The following is a 19,289-nucleotide window of genomic DNA, read 5'->3' on the forward strand; positions in this document are numbered from 1 at the left end:
ATCGCCGATGGTAGTGTGGGGTTTCCCCATGTGAGAGTAGGTCATCGTCAAGATTAAATTCCGAAACCCCAATTGCGAAAGCAGTTGGGGTTTTGTTTTGCCCGCAGGAAAGTTCCTGGAGAAACCCCCAGCCGTCGCGATCGCGACCATTGGGGAAATCCCTCTGAAATGACCGCCCGGTTTTTGGTATGGTGCAGCTCGTTTTTTAACGGACTGATGTCACGCCCAAGGATCGGCGCTCATTTTTTGTCAAAGAGTGGCTGCAGAAATGCCCGAACCCATCCCTATCAAGGATCACGAAAAAGAGACGCGACTGGTCAACAAACGCCTGATCGCCTGCGCCTTGTTCGTCTTCGCCGTCAGTTGCGCTCTGGTTGTGCGCCTGTACATCCTGCAAGTCGTCGAGTTCGACTACCACTCGACCATCTCCGAAAACAATCGCGTCCATGTACTGCCGATCCCGCCGACACGCGGCCTGATCTACGATCGCAACGGCGTATTGCTGGCCGACAACCGTCCCAGCTACAACCTGACCATCACCCGCGAACGCGCGACCGACGTCAACCAGGAGCTGGATGAAGTCATCAGTCTCCTGCACCTGCCCGCCGAAGACCGCACAGTCTTCGACAAGGCCATGAAGCAGTCGCGCCACCCGTTTACACCGGTAACGCTGTTCTATGAGCTGACCGAAGAGCAGATCGCCGTACTGGCAGTCAACGAGTTCCGCTTGCCGGGCCTGGACGTCGAACCACAATTCGTTCGTAACTACCCGCTGGGCGCGCACTTCGCACACTCGATCGGCTACGTCGGCCGTATCAACGAGAAAGAATCCAAGACCCTCGACTCCGTCGAATACCGCGGCACACAATCCATCGGCAAGACCGGTATCGAACGCTTCTACGAGCCACAACTGCACGGCCACGTCGGTTACGAGGAAGTAGAGACCAACGCTCAGGGCCGCGTACTGCGCGTGCTGAAACACACCGATCCGATACCAGGCAAAAACATCGTACTGAGCCTCGATATCAAGCTCCAGGAAGCCGCCGAAGCCGCTCTGGGCGACCGTCGCGGCTCGGTCGTTGCGCTGGACCCCTCGACCGGCGAAGTACTGGCCATGGTCAGCAACCCGAGCTTCGATCCCAATCTGTTCGTGACCGGTATCAGCTCCAAGGAATATTCCGCGCTGCGCGACTCCATTGACCGTCCACTGTTCAACCGTGTGCTGCGCGGCCTGTACGCACCCGGTTCGACGATCAAGCCGGAAGTGGCCATCGCTGGCCTCGACGCCGGCGTGGTCACGCCTCAAACCCGAGTCTTCGATCCGGGTTACTACCAACTTCCGGACTTCGACCACAAGTATCGCAACTGGAATCACAGCGGCGACGGTTGGGTGGACATGGACGCAGCGATCATGCGTTCCAACGACACCTACTTCTACGACCTGGCGCACAAGCTCGGCATCGATCGCCTGCACGATTACATGGCGATGTTCGGCCTCGGCGAGAAAGTCTCGCTCGACATGTTCGAGGAGTCGCCCGGCCTGATGCCGTCCCAGGCCTGGAAGCGCGCTACGCGCCGGCAAGCCTGGTTCCCCGGCGAAACCGTGATCCTCGGTATCGGTCAGGGCTACATGCAGGTCACGCCGCTGCAACTGGCTCAAGCCACCGCACTGATTGCCAACAAGGGCATCTGGAATCGTCCGCACCTGGCCAAGACTGTCGATGGTGTGGCGCCGGTGGACGAACACCCGATGCCGAACATCCTGCTCAAGGATCCGCGTGACTGGGAACAGGTCAACCACGGTATGCAGATGGTGATGCACGATGCCCGAGGCATTGCTCGTGCGGCGGCGGCCGGTGCGCAATACCGCATCGCCGGCAAGAGCGGTACGGCGCAAGTGGTGGCGATCAAGCAGGGGGAGCGCTACAACCGCGAGAAAACCCTCGAACGTCACCGTGACAACGCCTTGTTCGTCGGCTTTGCGCCTGCCGAACATCCGAAGATCGCGATCTCGGTGATGATCGAAAATGGCGAGGCCGGTGGCCGGGTCGCAGGTCCCGTGGTGCGGCAGATCATGGACGCCTGGCTGCTCGACCAGGACGGTCACCTCAAGCCGCAATACGCGGCGCCGACCAAAGCGCCGGGCGATCCCCACGTGTAATCCGCTGCAGCTTCACAGCACAGGTTCACGCAAGCTGAGCATGTGCTGGAAGCTGTCGATGAACACCGTTTCCGCCTGAGTCATCTTCTGTTCGCGATTCCACAGCAGCTGGATATCGAAATCCACCACCCCATCCTCTGGCGGCAAGCGCCACAGCAAGCCTTGTTCGACATCTCGTCGCACCAGGTGAATCGGCAGACAGCCAATTCCGAACCCCGCACAGATCAGACGATAAATCTCTTCGAAACTGGTGGAGGAGGCGACGATCTTGCCGGTAAATCCCTGCTGGTCACGAAACAGCGTCAACGGCGAAAGATTGCCGCCGAGCTGATCGCTGGTGAAGCTGACAAAGTTCTCCGCGGCAAGCTGTTCCAGCGTCAGATTCTGCTGTCCGAACAGTCGATGCCGCTGCCCGCAAAAGTACGCATAGCGCTCACGAAACAATACTCGTTGTTCCAGCCTCGGCTGCGGTAGACGACACAATCCGACTCCCACCGTAGCGGTCTTCTGCAGCAATGAACTGATGATGTTCGAGCTACCCATCACCTCGACTTCCAGCTCGATTTTCGGGTGAGTTTCGTGGAAGTCCGCAAGAAACTCATCGTAATGCCGCGCCTGAACGCCACTCACGGTGAGGATACGGATCTTGCCCACCACGTCGTCATGGCGGTTTTCGACCACGGTGCCCAAACGAGAAATATCGCCGTAGATATCCGCCGCAATCCGCAGGACTTCTTCCCCGGTTTCCGTCAGATCAAAGCGCCGTCCGCTGCGGGCAATCAACACACAATCCAGTTGTTCTTCGAGACGTTTCAACGCCTGGCTGACCGCCGACTGAGTGATGTGCAGCCGGGCAGCGGCGCGGCTCATGCTGCCTTCCTGACCGATCACCAGATAGGTGCGCAGCAGGTTCCAGTCCAGCCGGTCATTTAGAAAACGCCGGCCGACCCAAGGATTAGCGGATGAGGTCATGTAGTAGCCACGCTAATAGTAAAGATAAGTTATTGAAAATTGACTAATCCTGTCACGGAAGCGATAAAGCCCACAAGCGCCACAGAGCGCGACCATCAGCCGCCTCGACACCTGCCCAAAACTATAAATACACAGGGTTCTTGCATGCACACCACCGCTCAGCCGCGTCGCGCCGCGGCCGCTGCCTTCATTGGCACGACCATCGAGTTCTACGATTTCTACATCTACGCCACCGCCGCCGCACTGGTGCTCGGGCAAGTGTTCTTTCCCAGCAGCGACCCGGTGACAAGCACGCTCGCCGCGTTCGGCAGTTTCGCCGTCGGCTTCATCGCCCGCCCGATGGCCGGGATGGTGTTCGGTCATTTGGGCGATCGTCTCGGCCGCAAGAAAATGCTGCTGGTGACCATGGCGCTGATGGGGCTGGCTACCGCAGGTATCGGTCTGTTGCCGAGCTACGCCAGCGTCGGCATCTGGGCGCCGATCGGGCTGATCGTGTTGCGCCTGATCCAGGGCATCTCCGTCGGCGGCGAGTGGGGCGGGGCGGTGTTGATGGCCAGTGAGCACGCGCCGGCCAAACGCAAAACCTTCTACGCCTCGTTCGCCCAGCTCGGCAGCCCGGCGGGTTTGCTGCTGGCGTTGATCGCGTTCCGACTGGTGACGTCGCTGTCGCCGGAAGACTTCCTCGCCTGGGGCTGGCGTCTGCCGTTTCTCGCCAGCGGCGTGCTGATGATGGTCGGTCTGATGATTCGTTCCGGGGTGCATGAATCACCGGAATTCGCCAAGGCCAAGGACAACAACGAAACCGCCAAATACCCGGTGAAAGACGTGATCCGTCAGTGCTGGCGGCAGATCCTGTTTGCTGCCGCCGCCGTCACCATCGGTTCGGCCGGCTTCTTCTTCACCAACACCTTCATGATTACCTACGTCACCCAATATCAGGGCATCCCACGGGCGACCATTCTCGACTGCCTGTTCCTGGTGACGGTCATTCAACTGCTGTCGCAACCGGTGTCTGCGCTGCTCGCCGAACGCATCGGCGAAGGTCGATTCCTGATGCTGGTGGCGTTGCTGTGCATGGTCACGCCGTACCCGATGTTTCTGCTGGTCGGCACTCAGAACATCCTGCTGATGACCCTCGGCATCGCCGTCGCGGTGGTGATTCTCTCGGCCTTGTACGCGGTGATCGCCGGATACATGACCCAGGCCTTCCCGGTGCATCTGCGCTACTCGGGGATCTCCATCGCCTACCAATTGAGCTGCGCGTTGGCCGGCGGCACCACGCCGCTGATCGGCACGCTGCTGGCCAGCAAGTTCTCCGGACAGTGGCTGCCATTGGCGGTGTTCTTCACGCTGCTGTCTGCCCTGTCTCTGATCGGTGTCTGTGGCCTCGCGCGTCTGCGGGCCAACCCGGTCGTCCTTCACACAAGCAAAGAGGTGTATTCGTGAGTAAGCCCGCCCACATTGACCCGATCGAATGGCAAGCCCGTTGTGAGCTCGCCGCGTTGTACCGCTTGATCGCGCACTTTCGCATGACCGACCTGATCGACACCCACATCACCCTGCGAATTCCCGGGCCGGAGCATCATTTCCTGATCAACCGCTACGGCGTGATCTTCGACCGCATGCGCGCCTCCGATCTGGTGCGCATCGATCAGGACGGACGCATCGTCGACCCAGAATACGCCGGGCATCGGGTCAACGCCGCCGGCTTCGTGATCCACTCGGCGATCCACATGGCGCGCCCGGATCTGAACTGCGTGATCCACACCCACACCGCCGCCGGCATGGCTGTCGCCGCGCAGAAACAAGGCCTGCTGCCGATCAGTCAGCACGCGCTGAAGTTCTACGGAAAACTCGCTTACCACACCTACGAAGGCATCGCGCTGTCGCTGGACGAGCGCGATCGGTTGATCGCCGACCTTGGCCCGCATCGCGCCATGATCCTGCGCAATCACGGCCTGCTGGTCGGCGGTTCCGGCGTGGCCCAGGCGTTCCAGGAAATCCATTTTCTGGAGCGTGCCTGCCAGGCCCAAGTGCAGGCGTTGGCCGGTGGCTGCGAACTGCATTTCCCCTCGCCGGAAGTCTGCGCCCACACCGCCGAACAGTTCGACCGCGATGAGCAGGACAACATCATCGACCTGGCCTGGGAGGCCGCACTGACCCTGATCGAATCCCAGCGCGAGTCCTATCTGTCATGAACACCGTTGCACTGATGTCCCGCGACACGCTGTTGCTCAAACAATTGCAGGAAGCCTTCGCCCGCCGTGCGCCGCAGCTTTCGGCGGTACTGGCCGACGATCCCCGGGCGGCGAATGCACAGATCGCGGCGTGCTGGTTTCCGCTGGCGGACAGTCTCGCCGCGTTGCCCAATCTGCAAGTGATTCACTCGGTTGCCGCCGGTATCGATCACTTGGAACACGATCCTTCATGCCCGGATCTGCCGGTGTGCCGGGTGGTCGATCCCGGTCATCGGCAAGGCATGACCGAGTACGTACGCTGGGCGGTGATTCACTATCATCGCGGCTTCGATCAAGTGCTCGAGCAACAGCGCCAACAGCATTGGGAGCGACCGCTGCAACGCCCGGCCCATGAGTTTCGGATCGGTGTGATGGGGCTCGGCTCGCTCGGCAGCGCGATCGCTCAAGACCTGGCCAACGCTGGTTACGAGGTGCGTGGCTGGGCGCGCAGCAGCAAGGATTTACCCGGCGTGCAGACCTTCGCCGGCACCGATGCTTTCAACCCGTTCCTCGACGGCGTGGAGTTGCTGATCAATCTGTTGCCGCTCACCCACGAGACTCGCGGCATCCTCAATCGTCAGACGTTCGAGCACTTGGCCAACGGTGCGGCACTGGTCAACGTCGGTCGCGGCGGACACCTGAACATCGAGGATCTGCAACAGGCTCTAGCCCGCGGAAAACTGCGCGGTGCACTGCTCGATGTCTTCGAACAGGAACCGCTGCCCGCCGATCATTCGCTGTGGAAAACCCCGGGCGTGACCATCACCCCGCACATGGCTTCGGCGGCTTCCCACGATTGCATCGCCGAACAGATCGCCGAAAACTTCCGCCGTTTGAATGCCGGTGAGCCTTTGCTCAACAGCGCGGATCGACTGCTCGGTTACTGATCCGCCAGACAGGCCTGCAAGCGTTCGATGAACAGCGTCTCGGCGCGGCTCATGCGCTGGTCGCGGTTCCACAGCAGATGAATGTCGACATCGGCAATTCCCTCGTGGGGCGGCAGGCGCCAGAGCAATCCGGCGTCGACGTCCGCCGCCACCACATGCTCCGGCAGGCAGCCGATACCGAACCCGGCGATCACCAGTCGCCGGACTTCTTCCAGGCTTGGCGAGGAGGCAACAATGCGTCCGCTGAAGCCCTGCTGATCGCGAAAAATCGTCAGCGGCGAGAGCATTCCACCAATCTGGTCACTGGTGAAACTGACGAAGTTCTCCCGCTGTAGATCGCCTTCGCCGATGTCCTGTCGGCCAAACAGCGCGTGGTGCTTGCCACAGAAAAACGCATAGCGCTGACGCAGAAACAGACGCTGTTCCAGACGCGGTTGCGGGCGGCGATTAAGGCTAAGGCCGAGGGTCGCGGTTTTCTCCTGAAGGGCGCTGACGATGTCCGAACTGCGCATCACATCCACCTCCAGATCCACCCTTGGATACTGCCGATGAAAGTCGGCGAGAAAGTCATCGAAGCGTTCGGAAAAGATCCGGCTGATGATCAGCAGTCTCACCTTGCCGATCACTTCGTCGGCCGGTTGCTCCAGCAGGCTGCTGACCTGGGACATCTGCCCGTAGATCTCGCCGGCCAGTTCGAAGATCTGCTCGCCGACTTCGGTGAGGGCAAAGCGCGGACCGCGCCGGGCGATCAACTGGCGGCCCAATTGTTCCTCCAGACGCTTGAGCGCCTGGCTCACCGCCGGTTGGGTCAGGTGCAGACGCGCCGCGGCGCGGCTGATGCTCAGCTCCTGGCCGATCACCCGGAAGGTGCGCAGCAGGTTCCAGTCGAGGCGGTCGTTGAGCAGGCGTTGCACATCGCGTTCGGCCATGGCGGCTCTCGATTATAAGGTGAAGTAATACTCGGAATAATAAATAGAAAATTGACTAATCATAGCCCCGAGACGATAAATCACCCTACGACAGGCGCCGCCAGAGCGCCTCGGATTTACGTTTTCCTCCTGCCAAAAAAACAATCAAAGGAGCCCGATCCCATGAAGCCCCACGCTTCGAACCAGCCGCGCCGTGCGGCGGCCGCAGCCTTCATCGGCACCATGATCGAGTGGTACGACTTTTACATTTACGCCACCGCCGCCGCGCTGGTGTTCGGCGCGCTGTTCTTTCCTTCCGACGATCCGCTGTTCAGCACCATGGCCGCATTCGGCACCTTCGCCGTGGGCTTCTTTGCCCGGCCGTTGGGCGGGATCATTTTCGGTCATATCGGCGACCGCATCGGCCGCAAGAAATCCCTGATCATCACTCTGTTGATGATGGGCGTGGTCACGGTGTGCATCGGTCTGTTGCCGACCTACGCGCAGATCGGCGCCACCGCGCCGGTGCTGCTGATTCTGCTGCGAATCGTCCAGGGCATCGCCGTCGGTGGCGAGTGGGGATGGCCGGCGAGCATGCGCCGAAGGGCCGGCGCAATTTCTTCGCGTCGTTCGCGCAACTGGGAAGCCCGGCGGGTTTGATCCTGTCGCTGTTGGCGTTCAGTGCGGTGACCCGTTTGCCGGAAGAAGACCTCATGAGTTGGGGCTGGCGCCTGCCGTTCCTCGCCAGTGCGCTGTTGCTGCTGGTGGGCCTGGCAATTCGTCTGGGCGTGAACGAGTCGCCGGAATTCCTCGCCAGCCGCGAGCAGGCCAGCAAGCAAATCAAGAAAGAACAGGCGCCGGTGATGGAAGTGTTGCGCACCGCGTGGCGTCCGCTGTTGCTGTGCATCGGTGCCAACACGCTGGGCATCGCCGGGGTGTATTTCACCAACACTTTCATGATCGCCTACACCACTCAGCAACTGGCGCTGCCACGTTCGCTGATTCTCGAATGCCTGTTCTTCGTCGCGATCATCCAGTTCTGCATCCAGCCGCTGGCTGCGTGGACGGCGGAGAAGATCGGCGCGACGCGTTTCCTGTGCCTGGTGTCGCTGCTGGCGATGGCCTCGCCGTATCCGATGTTTGTGCTGGTCAGCTCGGCCCAGGCGCCGCTGATCATCCTCGGCATCGCGCTGGCGGTGGTGTGCATGGCCTCGTTCTATGCGGTGATCGCCGGTTACGTCAGCGGCATGTTCGAGACTCGTGTGCGCTACACCGCGATCTCCCTGGCCTATCAGATTTGCGGCGCGGTGGCCGGTGGTCTGACGCCGCTGATCGGCACGATGCTCGCGCACAAATTCACCGGGCAGTGGTGGCCGATGGCGGTGTTCTACAGCCTGATCGCCGGCATATCGCTGGTCTGCGTGCTGTCCCTCGCCCGTCGTCACGCCAGCGCCCATCGCGCGGAAATGGCCCGTGCCTAAACCGGAATTTCAGGAGAACCTCATGTTGAAGATCAATGGCGAACGCCTGTGGGCGAGCCTGATGGCCATGGCCGAAATCGGTGCGACAGCCCGGGGCGGCAGCTGTCGTCTGGCATTGAGCGACGAAGACAAGGCCGGTCGCGAACTGTTCGCCCACTGGTGCCGCGAAGCCGGCATGACCCTGAGCGTGGACGCCATCGGCAACCTGTTCGCCCGTCGCGCCGGCACCGATCCGGACGCCGCGCCGGTAATGATGGGTAGCCACCTCGACACCCAACCCGAGGGCGGGCGTTTCGATGGTGTCTACGGGGTACTCGCCGGGCTGGAAGTGGTGCGTTGCCTCAACGACCTGAACATCCAGACCCGCAAACCGCTGGAAGTGGCGGTGTGGACCAACGAAGAAGGTGCACGCTTTACGCCCGCCATGTTTGGCTCGGCAGTGTTCACCGGGATCATGGAGCTGAACGCGGCGCTGGCGGTGCGCGATGTCGATGGCATCAGCGCTGCCGAGGCGTTGCAGCGTACCGGTTACGCCGGTGAACGTCCGTTGGGCGGCGCGGTGGATGCGTATTTTGAAGCGCACATCGAGCAGGGGCCGATCCTCGAAGACAACGCCAAAAGCATCGGCGTGGTCACGGGCGGACAGGCGATCCGCTGGCTCGATGTGCGCGTGGAAGGCATGGCCGCCCACGCCGGCACCACGCCGATGCCGCTGCGCAAAGATGCGCTGTACGGTGTGGCGCGGATGATTCAGGCGATTGAAGGTCTGGCCGCAGATTTTGCCCCCGAAGGCCTGACCACGGTCGGCGAGTTGAGTATCAACAAGTCTTCGCGCAACACCATTCCGGGGCTGGTGAATTTCACCGTCGACCTGCGTCATCACTGCGACGACGCCATTGCCGCCATGGAGCAACAGGTCCGCGCCCGGTTGCAGGCCATCGCCGATGGCCGAGGCCTGAACCTGACGATCACCCCGCACTGGATCAGCCCGGCCACGCCGTTCGACGCCGAATGTGTGGCGGCCGTGCAAGAAGCGGTGGATGCGCTGGGCTACGCTCAGCAGTCGATTGTCAGCGGCGCTGGGCATGACGCGATTCACCTCGCGCGTTACTGCCCGACGGCGATGGTGTTTATCCCGTGCGTTGGCGGCCTGAGCCATAACGAAGCCGAAGATGTGTTGCCCGAAGACGTGAAGCAGGGCACCGATGTATTGCTCAACGCCGTGCTGGCCCGCGCCGGTCGAATCGAACAGGGAGTCTGAACCATGCGCAGTTTTTTCCACCCCGAACAATTGCTCCACCATCCACGCAGCTATTACTCGCGCGGGCAGATGCGTACGCCGCAGGAAGTCCCCGAGCGTGCGCAACGACTGGTGCAGGCCGCCCACGGTTTGGGCTTCAATGTCGAGCAACCCGCCGATGCCGGCCTCGCACCGTTGCTGGCGGTGCATGGCGCGCCGTATCTGACCTTTCTTCAGGAAGCGCACGCACGCTGGAAAGAAATCCCCGAAGACTGGGGCGATGAGGTGATGTCGAACATCTTCGTCCGCGAGCCCAATGCATTGCGCGGCATCCTCGCCCAGGCCGCGCGCTATCTGGCGGACGGCAGTTGCCCGGTCGGCGAGCAGACCTGGCGCTCGGCGTACTGGTCGGCGCAAAGCGCAGTGGCCGGGGCTCAGGCGCTGATCGACGGCGAGCCGGCAGCCTACGCCTTGTGCCGTCCGCCGGGGCATCACGCTCGGGCCGAGGCGGCGGGTGGTTTCTGCTACGTGAACAACGCGGCGGTGGCGGCGCAGGTGCTGCGTGACAAGTTCGATAAAGTCGCGGTGCTCGACACCGACATGCACCACGGCCAGGGCATCCAAGAGATTTTCTACGATCGCGATGACGTGCTTTACGTCTCGGTGCATGGCGATCCGACCAACTTCTATCCGGGCGTCGCCGGGTTCGCCGACGAACGTGGCAGCGGCGCAGGGGAGGGCTTCAACCTCAACTTGCCGATGGCTCATGGAGCAAGCGAAGCGGATTTCCTCGGGAAACTGGAAGTCGCATTGAACGCGGTACGCGAGTTCGGCGCCGAGGTGCTGGTGTTGTCGTTGGGCTTCGATATCTATGAGCTGGACCCGCAAAGCAAAGTCGCCGTCACTCGTGAAGGCTTTGCAGCATTGGGCGAGCGGATTCGCAGCCTGGGCCTGCCATGTCTGATCGTGCAGGAAGGCGGCTATCACCTGGAAAGTCTCGAAGACAACGCCCGGGCGTTTTTCGTGAATACCGAGGTGTGGCAGCGCTGAGGCAATCCGCCTGCTGGAACACAAGCGCCCTACGGTGCTTGCCATCGCCCTGACGTTAACGTAAACATTGGCGTCAGGGCGCTGATGTAAAAAAGCGCAAAGCGGACCGCTCCGGAGCGCTTGATGACTCTTATAAAAACAACCGATCCCAAGTCTCACCACGAAGCCCGGCTGGCCCGGGAAAAACTCCATCTCGAAGGGCAGGTCCCGGATGGCGTGTTGCGTGCGGAGATCGATGCTTCGTGGCGGCGCAGCCTGAGCCACGGCGTGCATTTCAATGGCAAGCATGAGCTGGCACTGGAATCGAGCGCGAGTCTCGATGTGTTGCTGGCGAGCAATCGCCTGCTGATCGATGCGGCGATACCGGCCATCGATTACCTGGCCGAACGTCAGGGCAAGGAAGGCCTGATCATCCTCGCCAATTCCGACGCCACCATTCTTGCGGTCGAGGGACGTGCCGACCGGCTCAAGGGCAGCGGCCTGCAGGACATCACCCTCGGCGCTTGCTGGAGCGAAGCCGCTCGCGGTACCAACGCCCTCGGCACGGCGCTGGTCGAAGCGCGGCCCACCCTGATCGATTGCGGCGAACACTACCTCGACCGCCTCACCGACTTCTCCTGCACCTCGGTGCCGATCCATTGCCCCCAAGGCGAAATTCTCGGCGTCCTCGACCTGACCCGCGAAGGCCCTCTTGGCCGCGTCCATGACAGCACCGCGCTGCTGAGCATGGCGGTCAGCCAGATCGAGAGTCGGGTGTTCAACAACAGTTTTCCCGATCAGATCGTCCTCGCTTTCCACAGTCGCCGGCAGTATCTGGAATCGCCATGGCAAGGCTTGCTGGCGGTGAGTCTCGGCGGGCAGATTCTGGCGGTCAGCGCCCAGGCCTGCCAGTTGCTGCGGGCCGAACGTTCGGCGCTGGTCGGACGGCGTTGCGAAGAGTTCCTCGGCGTCGATGGCGTGCAATTGCTGACCCGTCTGCAACAGGGCGGCGTCGGCAGTGTGCAGACCGCCAAGGGCGAGTTTTTCTACAAAACCCTGCGAGCCCCGGCGCGTTCGGTGAACCTCGGCGGCCCGCCGCGCAGCGTGGCGAAAACCGCCAAGGCGCAACCGGATCTGGAAGCCCTGGCCGGCAACAACGCTCGCTACGCCCGCGCCCTGCGCATGGCTCGCCAAGGCCTGGCCAATGAGCTGCCGGTGCTGCTGCTCGGTGAAACCGGCACCGGTAAAGAAGTGATCGCCCGCGCCCTGCATCTGGCCGGCAGCCGTAGCGACAAACCCTTTGTGGCCGTGAACTGCGCGGCGATTCCCGAAGGCCTGATCGAATCGGAACTGTTCGGCTACCGTGAAGGTGCGTTTACCGGATCGCGCCGTGGCGGCATGATCGGACGCTTGCAACAGGCCCACGGCGGCACGTTGTTCCTCGATGAAATCGGCGACATGCCGCTGGCCTTGCAGGCGCGTTTGCTGCGCGTTCTGCAGGACCGAAAAGTCGCGCCGCTGGGGGCCGGGGAAGAACAGGACATCGACGTCGCACTGATCTGCGCCACCCACCGCGACCTCAAGCGCCAGGTCGAGGACAAGCAATTTCGCGAGGATCTGTTCTACCGGGTCAACGGCATCAGCGTGATGCTCCCGGCCCTGCGCGAGCGTGATGATTTCAGCGCGCTGGTCACTCGGCTGCTGGGCAAACTCGACGCGCCGAACGCCGTGCTGCACGACGACCTCAATCGCCTGCTCGGCGCTTATCACTGGCCGGGCAACATCCGTCAACTGGAAATGGTCTTGCGCACCGCTTTGGCCATGCGCGAACCCGGTGAAACGGTGCTGACCCTCGATCACCTGCCCGACAGCATGCTCGACGAACTGTCCGTCACCGAGAAACCCCAGACCGGCAGCATTCGCGAGAACGAACTGGAGATGATCCGCCAGTCCCTCGACACCCATCAGGGCAATGTCTCGGCCGCGGCCGACGCCCTCGGCATCAGCCGCGCGACTCTGTACCGCAAACTCAAACAGTTGCGCTCGTGATGCAGCGCCTGTTCGTGCGGCTGATCGACAGCCAGAACCCCGCCGCACTGCAAGCGTCGTTGCGTTGGCTATACGGTTTCGTGCGGCCGCAGCGTCTGGCCATTGCCGGCCTGCTCGGTCTGTCGGTGTGCGCGTCGCTGCTGGTGCTGGTGCAGCCGTGGCTGGTCAAGCTGTTGATCGACGATGGCTTGCTGGCGCGCAATTTTCCGGTTCTGGTGATGATCGCGATGCTGATGATTATCGCGGGACTGCTCGGCACCGCGTTGTCGGGGATCAACCGCTATCTGCACACGCGACTGTCCGGGCGGATTCTGTTTGCCCTGCGCGATGACCTTTACCGGCATTTGCAGAAGCTCTCGCCAAGCTTCTACGGCCAACGGCGGATCGGCGATCTGATGTCGCGGCTCGACGGCGATGTGGCGGAGATTCAGCGCTTTGCCGTGGACTCGTTGTTCTCGGCGGTATCGAGTGTGATCGGCCTGGTGGTGGCGATCGCGATGTTGTTCACGCTGTCGTGGAAACTGTCATTGCTGGCGCTGGTGCTGATCCCGCTCGACGTGCTGTGGCTGCGCTGGATGCGGCGCAAGGTCGAGCGCGATGTGCGGCAGTTGCGCGAGCGTTCGGCGGACATGTCGTCGTTCATGGTCGAGACCCTGCCGGTGATGAAGTTCATCCAGTCCGCCGGCCAGCAACAGCGTGAAGCGCGACGTCTGGAAAGCCTCGGGCAGGGCTACATGAACCAGTTGCTGCGCCTGCAAGTCACCGAGTTTTTCACTCAGGCCGTGCCCGGTACGTTGACCTCGCTGTCCCGCGCCTGTGCGTTTCTGATCGGCGGATATTGGGTGGTGCAGGGCACCTGGCAACTCGGCGCGCTGATCGCGTTTTCCACTTATCTGGGGATGGCGGTCGGGCCGGTGCAGAGCCTGTTGGGGTTGTACGTGGCGATCCAGCGGATGACCGTCAGTCTTGGGCGAGTCATGGAGTTGCGTGGCGAAGAACCCACGGTGTTTTCACCGGTCACGCCGAAACCGTTTCCGACTTCGGGCGAGCTGCGTTTCGACGCGGTGCACTTCAGCCATCCGGGCCGCCCAAGTACGTTGAGCGGGATCGAAGCGACGATTCCCTACGGTTTGAAAGTCGCCTTGAGTGGCGGCTCCGGCGTTGGCAAATCGACGCTGATCGATCTGCTGCAACGGCATCACGATCCGCAGTCCGGGCGGGTGTTGCTCGGCGAAGTGGACCTGCGTGAACTGGAACTGTTCGAACTGCGCCGACGCATCGCCGTGGTCAGTCAGGACATCGTGCTGTTTCGCGGCAGCCTCGCCGACAACCTGGCTTACGCGGTGCCGGACGCCAGCCGCGAAGCCATCGCCGAAGTCGCACGGCTGGCGCAACTCGACAGCCTGATCGCGTCGTTATCCGAAGGCCTCGACAGCCCATTGGGCGAGCGCGGTCAGCAGTTGTCCGGCGGACAGAAACAGCGGATCGCGATTGCCCGGGCGCTGTTGCAGGATCCGCTGATTCTGGTGCTCGACGAGGCTACATCGGCCGTCGACGAAACCACCGAGCGCGAAGTGATCGAAGCCATCGACCGGTTGTTTGCCGGGCGCACGCGGATCCTCATAAGCCATCGTCCGTCGACCCTGGCCGATGCCGATCTGCGCTTTGAATTGCTCGACGGTGTGCTCATTTCGAAAACGGTGCTGCATGAAGCCTGAATTGCGGATTGGTGTGGTCGACAGCGGGCACTCGGCGGCGCAGCGAGTGCAAGTGATTGCCGGGCGGCGATTCTCGTTGCTGGAGGATGGACTGGCTGAATCCGATTTGCGCGACGATCCCCTCGGGCATGGCAGCGCGGTGATCGAAGCAATCAGCCGTCGGGCACCGGCCGCACAGATTTGCGTGGCCCAAGTGTTCGATCAGCGCGGCATTACCAGCGCCTTGCAGATCGCCTCGGCCATCGACTGGCTGGTGGCGCAGGACGTGCGGCTGATCAATCTGAGCCTCGGCCTGCGCCAGGATCGCAGCCTGTTGCGCGAGGCCTGCGCGGCGGCGGTGGCCCATGGAGTGTTGCTGTGTGCATCGAGCCCGGCGCAGGGCGCGGCGGTGTTTCCGGCGAGTTATTCGCAGGTGTTGCGGGTGACCGGCGATGCGCGTTGTACCGATGAGCAATGGTCATGGCTCGACAGTGCGCAGGCGGATTTTGCCGCGTGTGTTCGCGGCACTTATCCGGGGCAGTCCGGGGCCAGTCTGGGGTGTGCCGCGTTGAGCGGGCATATTGCCGGCTATCTGCTGGAGCATCCGCAGGCGAGCAATGCCGAAGTGATCGACTGGCTGAAACAGCACGCTCGTTATCGCGGCCCTGAACGGCGTTTCGATCCGTGACTTCGATCCTGATTCTCGGTGCCGGTCCGGCTGGTGCGGCGGTCGCATTGGGGCTGCGACGACTGGGTTACGCGGTGACGCTGGTCAGCGAATGGCGGCGGTTTGCGGCGCTCGAAGGCGTGTCGCAGCGGGTATTGGAGGCGTTGCGTGGTGCCGGGTTGAATCACGGGTTGGCGAATGCCACGTTGCCGTCCCAAAGGCAGGTTGCGTGGAACGGTCAGCAGCATGCGCAGAACATCGAGTTTCTGCTGGATCGCCCGGCCTTTGATCGTGGTTTGCGGGAAGATCTGCGGATGGCCGGGGTCGAGGTGATTGAAGGGCGAGTCCTGAATGTTCATTCCTCGGCGGAGGGGCATCGGGTTGAACTCGATGGCGGTCAGACGCTAACGGCGGATTTTCTGGTGGAGGCCCGTGGGCGACAGGCGCCGGCGTCCGGTAAAGGTCTGCGCGGGCCGGAGACGGTCAGCCTGCTCAATCGCTGGCAAGGCGCGCCGGGTGTGACTTCCAGCGCCGTGGAAAGCCTTGAAGACGGCTGGGCGTGGATGGCCCGACGGGACGATGGCCAGTGTTATTGGCAGTGGACGGTGGATGTGGCCAGCGCCCAATTGCCGGGCAAGGCGCAACTGCTCGATCACAGCCGCGCGCGGCGTCAGGCCTCGGATTTTGCCCAAGCGTTCTTTGCTGGCGGGCAGGAATTCGAGTTGCAACTGCACGCTCGCAGCAGCACCGCGATTCTTGCGCCACAGGTCTGCGGTCATAACTGGATTCGCGTGGGCGATGCGGCGATGGCGGTGGACCCGCTGTCGGGCAACGGGATTTTTCAGTCGCTGTCCTCGGCGTTGCAGGCGCCGGTGGTGATCAACACGCTGTTGCGCAAACCGGAACGAGCGGCGCTGGCCCAGCGTTTTCACCGTCAGCGTGTGGAGCAACTATTCCTGCGTTTTGCGCGGATCGGTCGAGACTTTTATGCCGATGAACAGCGTTGGCTCGATCAGCCGTTCTGGCAGGCGCGGCGGCAGTGGCCAGATGCTGAAGTGGCTCATGCGCAAGCGGACTTTGCCGCGTTGCGCATCGAGCGGATGCCGGTGTTGCGTGACGGTTTTGTCGATGAAGCCGAGGTGGTGATCACGGCGGATCAACCGCTGGGGATCTGGCATGTGCAAGGTGTCGAGCTGGCTCCGCTGGTGCGGCGGCTGCGCGATGAGCCGGCGGATCAGGTGTTGGCGGGATTGACGCTTGAGCAGGGGCGAGCCGTTCGCGGGTGGCTGTTGGCTCAGGGTTTCAAACCCTGAGCCGCAAGCGCAGTCATTACAACTTGATCAACACCGACTTCAACTCGGTGTAATGCTCGATCGCCGCATACCCCATCTCGCGCCCGACCCCGGACATCTTGTAGCCGCCAAACGGCAACGCCGGATCCAGCGCGCTGTGGCAGTTGACCCACACCGATCCCGACTTGATCCGCGGAATCATCCGGTGTACCGCCGCCAGATCGTTCGACCAGATGCTCGCGCCCAAACCGTAAGGGCTGTCATTGGCCATGCGCAGCGCATCGGCCTCGTCATCGAACGGAATCGCCACCAGCACCGGCCCGAAGATCTCTTCCTGCACCAGTGAATGCCGCTGATCGACATCGACAATCACCGTCGGCTTGACGAAGAACCCCGGCCCGAACTGCTCACCGCCGCAGGCGATGGTCGCGCCGCTTTCCCGGCCCATTTCGATGTAGTTGTAGACCCGCTCCTGCTGGCGCGCGGAAATCAGCGGGCCCATATCGATGCTCGGGTCGAGGCCGTTGCCGAGTTTCATCGCATTGGCGATATCGCTGATATCAGCCACCACATTGTCGAAATGCTTGCGCTGCACATACAGCCGCGAACCGGCGCAGCAGACCTGGCCCTGGTTGAAGAAAATCGCACTGGCCGCACCCGCCGCGGCGGTTTTCAGGTCGGCGTCGGCCATGACGATGGTCGGTGATTTGCCGCCCAGTTCCAGGGTGACCCGGGTCATCGAGTCCATGGCGATCTTGCCGATTTGCTTGCCCACGGCGGTGGAGCCGGTGAAGGTCAGTTTGTCGACCAGCGGGTTGTGAGTCAGGGCGGATCCGGCGGTGATGCCGGTGCCGGTGACGACGTTGAACACGCCTTCCGGGTAACCCGCCTCCAGCACCAGCTCCGCCAGTTTCAGCGCGGTCAGTGGGGTTTCGTCGGCCGGTTTGAGCACCACGGTGCAACCGGTGGCCAGCGCCGGGCCGAGCTTCCAGCAGGCCAGCAGCAACGGAAAGTTCCAGGCGACGATGGCGCCGACCACGCCGACTGCCTCGCGGCGAATGAAACTGTGGAACTGATCGCCGGGCATCAGCGGCAAAGAGACGTCGACGCTGGAACCTTCGATCTTGGTCGCCCAACCGGCCATGTAGCGCAGGAAGTCGATGGCCAGTTGCACGTCCATTACCTGCGCCACCGCCGCGCTCTTGCCGTTGTTCAGGCATTCCAGTTGCGCCAGCAGTTCGGCGTCACGCTGCATCAGGTCAGCGAGTTTCCACAGCAGGTTCTGCCGCTCGCGCGGACGGGTGCGGCTCCAGGCTGAATCATCGAAGGCTTGCCGGGCGGCGAGCACCGCGCTGTCGACATCTTCCGGCGTGGCTCGAGGCACCACACACAGCACTTCACCGGTGGCCGGATTGTGCAGCGGCATGGTCTGGCCGTCGTTGGCTTCGACCCAGTCGCCGCCGATCAGCATGCGTGGCGGGCGCTGGATAAAGGCCGAAGTGGCAGGGAGCAGATAAGGCAGGGGCATGGCGAAACCTCTTGTTGTTCGATGGGGTCGAGAGGGGCTTTCGCAATGGTTGTGCCAAATGCTCGAAGGTGGCGCACAGCCCGGTTGCACGGGCGGAAGGAGGAAGAGTTTGAGTGGCAATGAGGGTGAATTTGTCTCAAAACGCGACACCCGTTGAGATGCAGGATACGCATCCTACAAAGCCAATCCAGCTGTCACGGGGCCTTGGCGAAATCGGGCCGTTTCAGGTGTAGGAAAAGTCGCGCGTCTGACAGTTTTTACCGACTGGTGGAGGCATGAGGTACGAGCTAAGTTGCTTGGTGTATAGGGTTTTCCTGCCATGGATTTGGCGGGTCAGTGTCTTCACAGGGATGTCGATGAACAACTTAACCATTCGATGGCTAACCAATTTTACGATGGGCGTGGGGACTGGATTTCTGGTGACAGGGATTGCGGCGCTATTGATCGGCGACTTGACCGATGTCGATACGATTCGGGCAGGTGCGTGGATGGCTTCAACCAGTTTTTTCGTAATCGTTACCTCATTCGGTGTTGCCATGATGGAGGGGAAATGATGGCGGCTTTAATTGTGGGACTGTGGTGTATGGGCGTCAGTATGCTGCTCATGTATGCGTATCACCGGGATCGTCGAATTCAAGCGGCCCAGCGTGATTCCGCGGCATTGGCAGCCAAGGCCGGCGCCCACTGTGAATGCTCGATGGTTTGCAACCATTGTGGGCGTTACAAGGTTCACCCGGACAACTCCGTTCGCTAGGCGCGGGTCAACAACCAATACAAGAGCCCCGTCATTGGCGGGGCTTGTTTTCGTGTGGGTTCGGCAGGCGTCACTCTCCTGGAGGTTTTTCATGGGGGATGCTGTTAGCTCCGGGTCATCTGTCGCGCGACGCAATGTCGCTGATGCCGCAACAACTATGCTTGTCTCAGACTGCAACAGCTGTCGCGAAATTGGACGCCGGCAAGCACCGCCGGCACCGCCACTTCGCCTTGATCTTCACGTAACTGCTTGATTGAAAAGCTTATCGGCAAGCTGGCACGCTCCGTGTATTGCTCACAGCAGACGTTTCGCTTGCCTCCGTTCGTGCATCGCCACGAACGGCAGAAACCATAAAAACGATAAGCCACAACAATAAGAAAGCACCGT

General features: G+C 61.9%; 14 protein-coding genes and 1 pseudogene. 12 read left to right on the forward strand and 3 right to left on the reverse strand.

Features of this window, described 5'->3' with window-relative positions:
- Positions 1-268 precede the first annotated feature (268 nt).
- Positions 269-2,161, forward strand: a complete 1,893-nt coding sequence (gene mrdA / locus CAF90_RS19715) for a penicillin-binding protein 2 (protein WP_085608182.1) — start codon at positions 269-271, stop codon at positions 2,159-2,161.
- 12 nt (positions 2,162-2,173) lie between these two features.
- On the opposite strand, the gene CAF90_RS19720 is transcribed toward mrdA, so the two are convergent.
- Positions 2,174-3,133: a LysR family transcriptional regulator gene (locus CAF90_RS19720; protein ID WP_007953130.1), complete on the reverse strand. Its 960-nt coding sequence runs from the start codon at positions 3,131-3,133 to the stop codon at positions 2,174-2,176.
- 144 nt (positions 3,134-3,277) lie between these two features.
- On the opposite strand from CAF90_RS19720, the gene CAF90_RS19725 reads away from it, so the two are divergent.
- From CAF90_RS19725 to CAF90_RS19735, 3 genes are read left to right on the forward strand one after another with little or no spacing between them, the layout of a single operon-like run.
- Entirely contained in the window at positions 3,278-4,579 is a 1,302-nt protein-coding gene (locus CAF90_RS19725; RefSeq protein ID WP_007953124.1) for an MFS transporter, read from the forward strand.
- Positions 4,576-5,331, forward strand: coding sequence for a class II aldolase/adducin family protein (locus tag CAF90_RS19730; RefSeq protein ID WP_085608183.1), 756 nt, complete (start codon positions 4,576-4,578; stop codon positions 5,329-5,331). Before CAF90_RS19725 ends, CAF90_RS19730 begins: the two co-directional genes overlap by 4 nt.
- Complete coding sequence (locus CAF90_RS19735; protein ID WP_085608184.1) at positions 5,328-6,257, forward strand: glyoxylate/hydroxypyruvate reductase A; 930 nt, start codon at positions 5,328-5,330, stop codon at positions 6,255-6,257. Before CAF90_RS19730 ends, CAF90_RS19735 begins: the two co-directional genes overlap by 4 nt.
- Here CAF90_RS19735 and CAF90_RS19740 read toward each other — a convergent pair.
- On the reverse strand, positions 6,251-7,186 hold the full coding sequence (locus tag CAF90_RS19740) for a LysR family transcriptional regulator (RefSeq protein ID WP_085608185.1): 936 nt from the start codon (positions 7,184-7,186) through the stop codon (positions 6,251-6,253). The genes CAF90_RS19735 and CAF90_RS19740 overlap by 7 nt on opposite strands.
- A 162-nt stretch (positions 7,187-7,348) precedes the next feature.
- Between CAF90_RS19740 and CAF90_RS19745 the strand changes: the two are divergent.
- The 7 genes and pseudogenes from CAF90_RS19745 to CAF90_RS19775 all read left to right on the forward strand — a co-directional run bounded on the left by CAF90_RS19745 (position 7,349) and on the right by CAF90_RS19775 (position 16,641).
- Positions 7,349-8,646, forward strand: a pseudogene (locus tag CAF90_RS19745) (MFS transporter).
- Positions 8,647-8,668: 22 nt separating this feature from the next.
- Complete coding sequence (locus CAF90_RS19750) at positions 8,669-9,907, forward strand: Zn-dependent hydrolase (RefSeq protein ID WP_085608186.1); 1,239 nt, start codon at positions 8,669-8,671, stop codon at positions 9,905-9,907.
- 3 nt (positions 9,908-9,910) lie between these two features.
- Entirely contained in the window at positions 9,911-10,936 is a 1,026-nt protein-coding gene (locus tag CAF90_RS19755) for a histone deacetylase family protein (RefSeq protein WP_085608187.1), read from the forward strand.
- Positions 10,937-11,059: 123 nt separating this feature from the next.
- Complete coding sequence (locus CAF90_RS19760; RefSeq protein ID WP_085608188.1) at positions 11,060-12,964, forward strand: sigma-54-dependent Fis family transcriptional regulator; 1,905 nt, start codon at positions 11,060-11,062, stop codon at positions 12,962-12,964.
- Positions 12,964-14,682 (forward strand): ABC transporter ATP-binding protein, encoded by a 1,719-nt coding sequence (locus CAF90_RS19765; protein ID WP_085608189.1) that lies wholly within the window; start codon positions 12,964-12,966, stop codon positions 14,680-14,682. The genes CAF90_RS19760 and CAF90_RS19765 overlap by 1 nt, the downstream gene beginning before the upstream one ends.
- Positions 14,672-15,349 (forward strand): S8 family serine peptidase, encoded by a 678-nt coding sequence (locus CAF90_RS19770; protein ID WP_085608190.1) that lies wholly within the window; start codon positions 14,672-14,674, stop codon positions 15,347-15,349. The genes CAF90_RS19765 and CAF90_RS19770 overlap by 11 nt, the downstream gene beginning before the upstream one ends.
- Entirely contained in the window at positions 15,346-16,641 is a 1,296-nt protein-coding gene (locus CAF90_RS19775; RefSeq protein WP_085608191.1) for an FAD-dependent monooxygenase, read from the forward strand. The genes CAF90_RS19770 and CAF90_RS19775 overlap by 4 nt, the downstream gene beginning before the upstream one ends.
- A 16-nt stretch (positions 16,642-16,657) precedes the next feature.
- Here the strand turns inward: CAF90_RS19775 and CAF90_RS19780 are convergent, their stop codons facing one another.
- Positions 16,658-18,148, reverse strand: coding sequence for an aldehyde dehydrogenase (locus CAF90_RS19780; protein ID WP_085608192.1), 1,491 nt, complete (start codon positions 18,146-18,148; stop codon positions 16,658-16,660).
- Between the two features lie 356 nt (positions 18,149-18,504).
- On the opposite strand from CAF90_RS19780, the gene CAF90_RS19785 reads away from it, so the two are divergent.
- Positions 18,505-18,702 (forward strand): hypothetical protein, encoded by a 198-nt coding sequence (locus CAF90_RS19785; protein WP_007953098.1) that lies wholly within the window; start codon positions 18,505-18,507, stop codon positions 18,700-18,702.
- Positions 18,703-19,289: the final 587 nt, after the last annotated feature.

Origin of the sequence: Pseudomonas sp. B37(2017) (assembly GCF_002112885.1) — a bacterium.
In the GTDB taxonomy this organism is placed as follows: Bacteria; Pseudomonadota; Gammaproteobacteria; order Pseudomonadales; family Pseudomonadaceae; genus Aquipseudomonas; species Aquipseudomonas paraglycinae.

What these genes read in the sequence shown, in the direction of transcription:
- CAF90_RS19760 (WP_085608188.1), top strand. Translation starts at nt 11,060, where the DNA reads ATGACTCTTATAAAAACAACCGATCCCAAGTCTCACCACGAAGCCCGG.
- CAF90_RS19765 (WP_085608189.1), top strand. Translation starts at nt 12,964, where the DNA reads ATGCAGCGCCTGTTCGTGCGGCTGATCGACAGCCAGAACCCCGCCGCA.
- CAF90_RS19780 (WP_085608192.1), bottom strand. Translation starts at nt 18,148, where the DNA reads ATGCCCCTGCCTTATCTGCTCCCTGCCACTTCGGCCTTTATCCAGCGC.
- CAF90_RS19770 (WP_085608190.1), top strand. Translation starts at nt 14,672, where the DNA reads ATGAAGCCTGAATTGCGGATTGGTGTGGTCGACAGCGGGCACTCGGCG.
- CAF90_RS19725 (WP_007953124.1), top strand. Translation starts at nt 3,278, where the DNA reads ATGCACACCACCGCTCAGCCGCGTCGCGCCGCGGCCGCTGCCTTCATT.
- CAF90_RS19720 (WP_007953130.1), bottom strand. Translation starts at nt 3,133, where the DNA reads ATGACCTCATCCGCTAATCCTTGGGTCGGCCGGCGTTTTCTAAATGAC.
- CAF90_RS19740 (WP_085608185.1), bottom strand. Translation starts at nt 7,186, where the DNA reads ATGGCCGAACGCGATGTGCAACGCCTGCTCAACGACCGCCTCGACTGG.
- CAF90_RS19750 (WP_085608186.1), top strand. Translation starts at nt 8,669, where the DNA reads ATGTTGAAGATCAATGGCGAACGCCTGTGGGCGAGCCTGATGGCCATG.
- CAF90_RS19735 (WP_085608184.1), top strand. Translation starts at nt 5,328, where the DNA reads ATGAACACCGTTGCACTGATGTCCCGCGACACGCTGTTGCTCAAACAA.
- mrdA (WP_085608182.1), top strand. Translation starts at nt 269, where the DNA reads ATGCCCGAACCCATCCCTATCAAGGATCACGAAAAAGAGACGCGACTG.
- CAF90_RS19755 (WP_085608187.1), top strand. Translation starts at nt 9,911, where the DNA reads ATGCGCAGTTTTTTCCACCCCGAACAATTGCTCCACCATCCACGCAGC.
- CAF90_RS19785 (WP_007953098.1), top strand. Translation starts at nt 18,505, where the DNA reads ATGAACAACTTAACCATTCGATGGCTAACCAATTTTACGATGGGCGTG.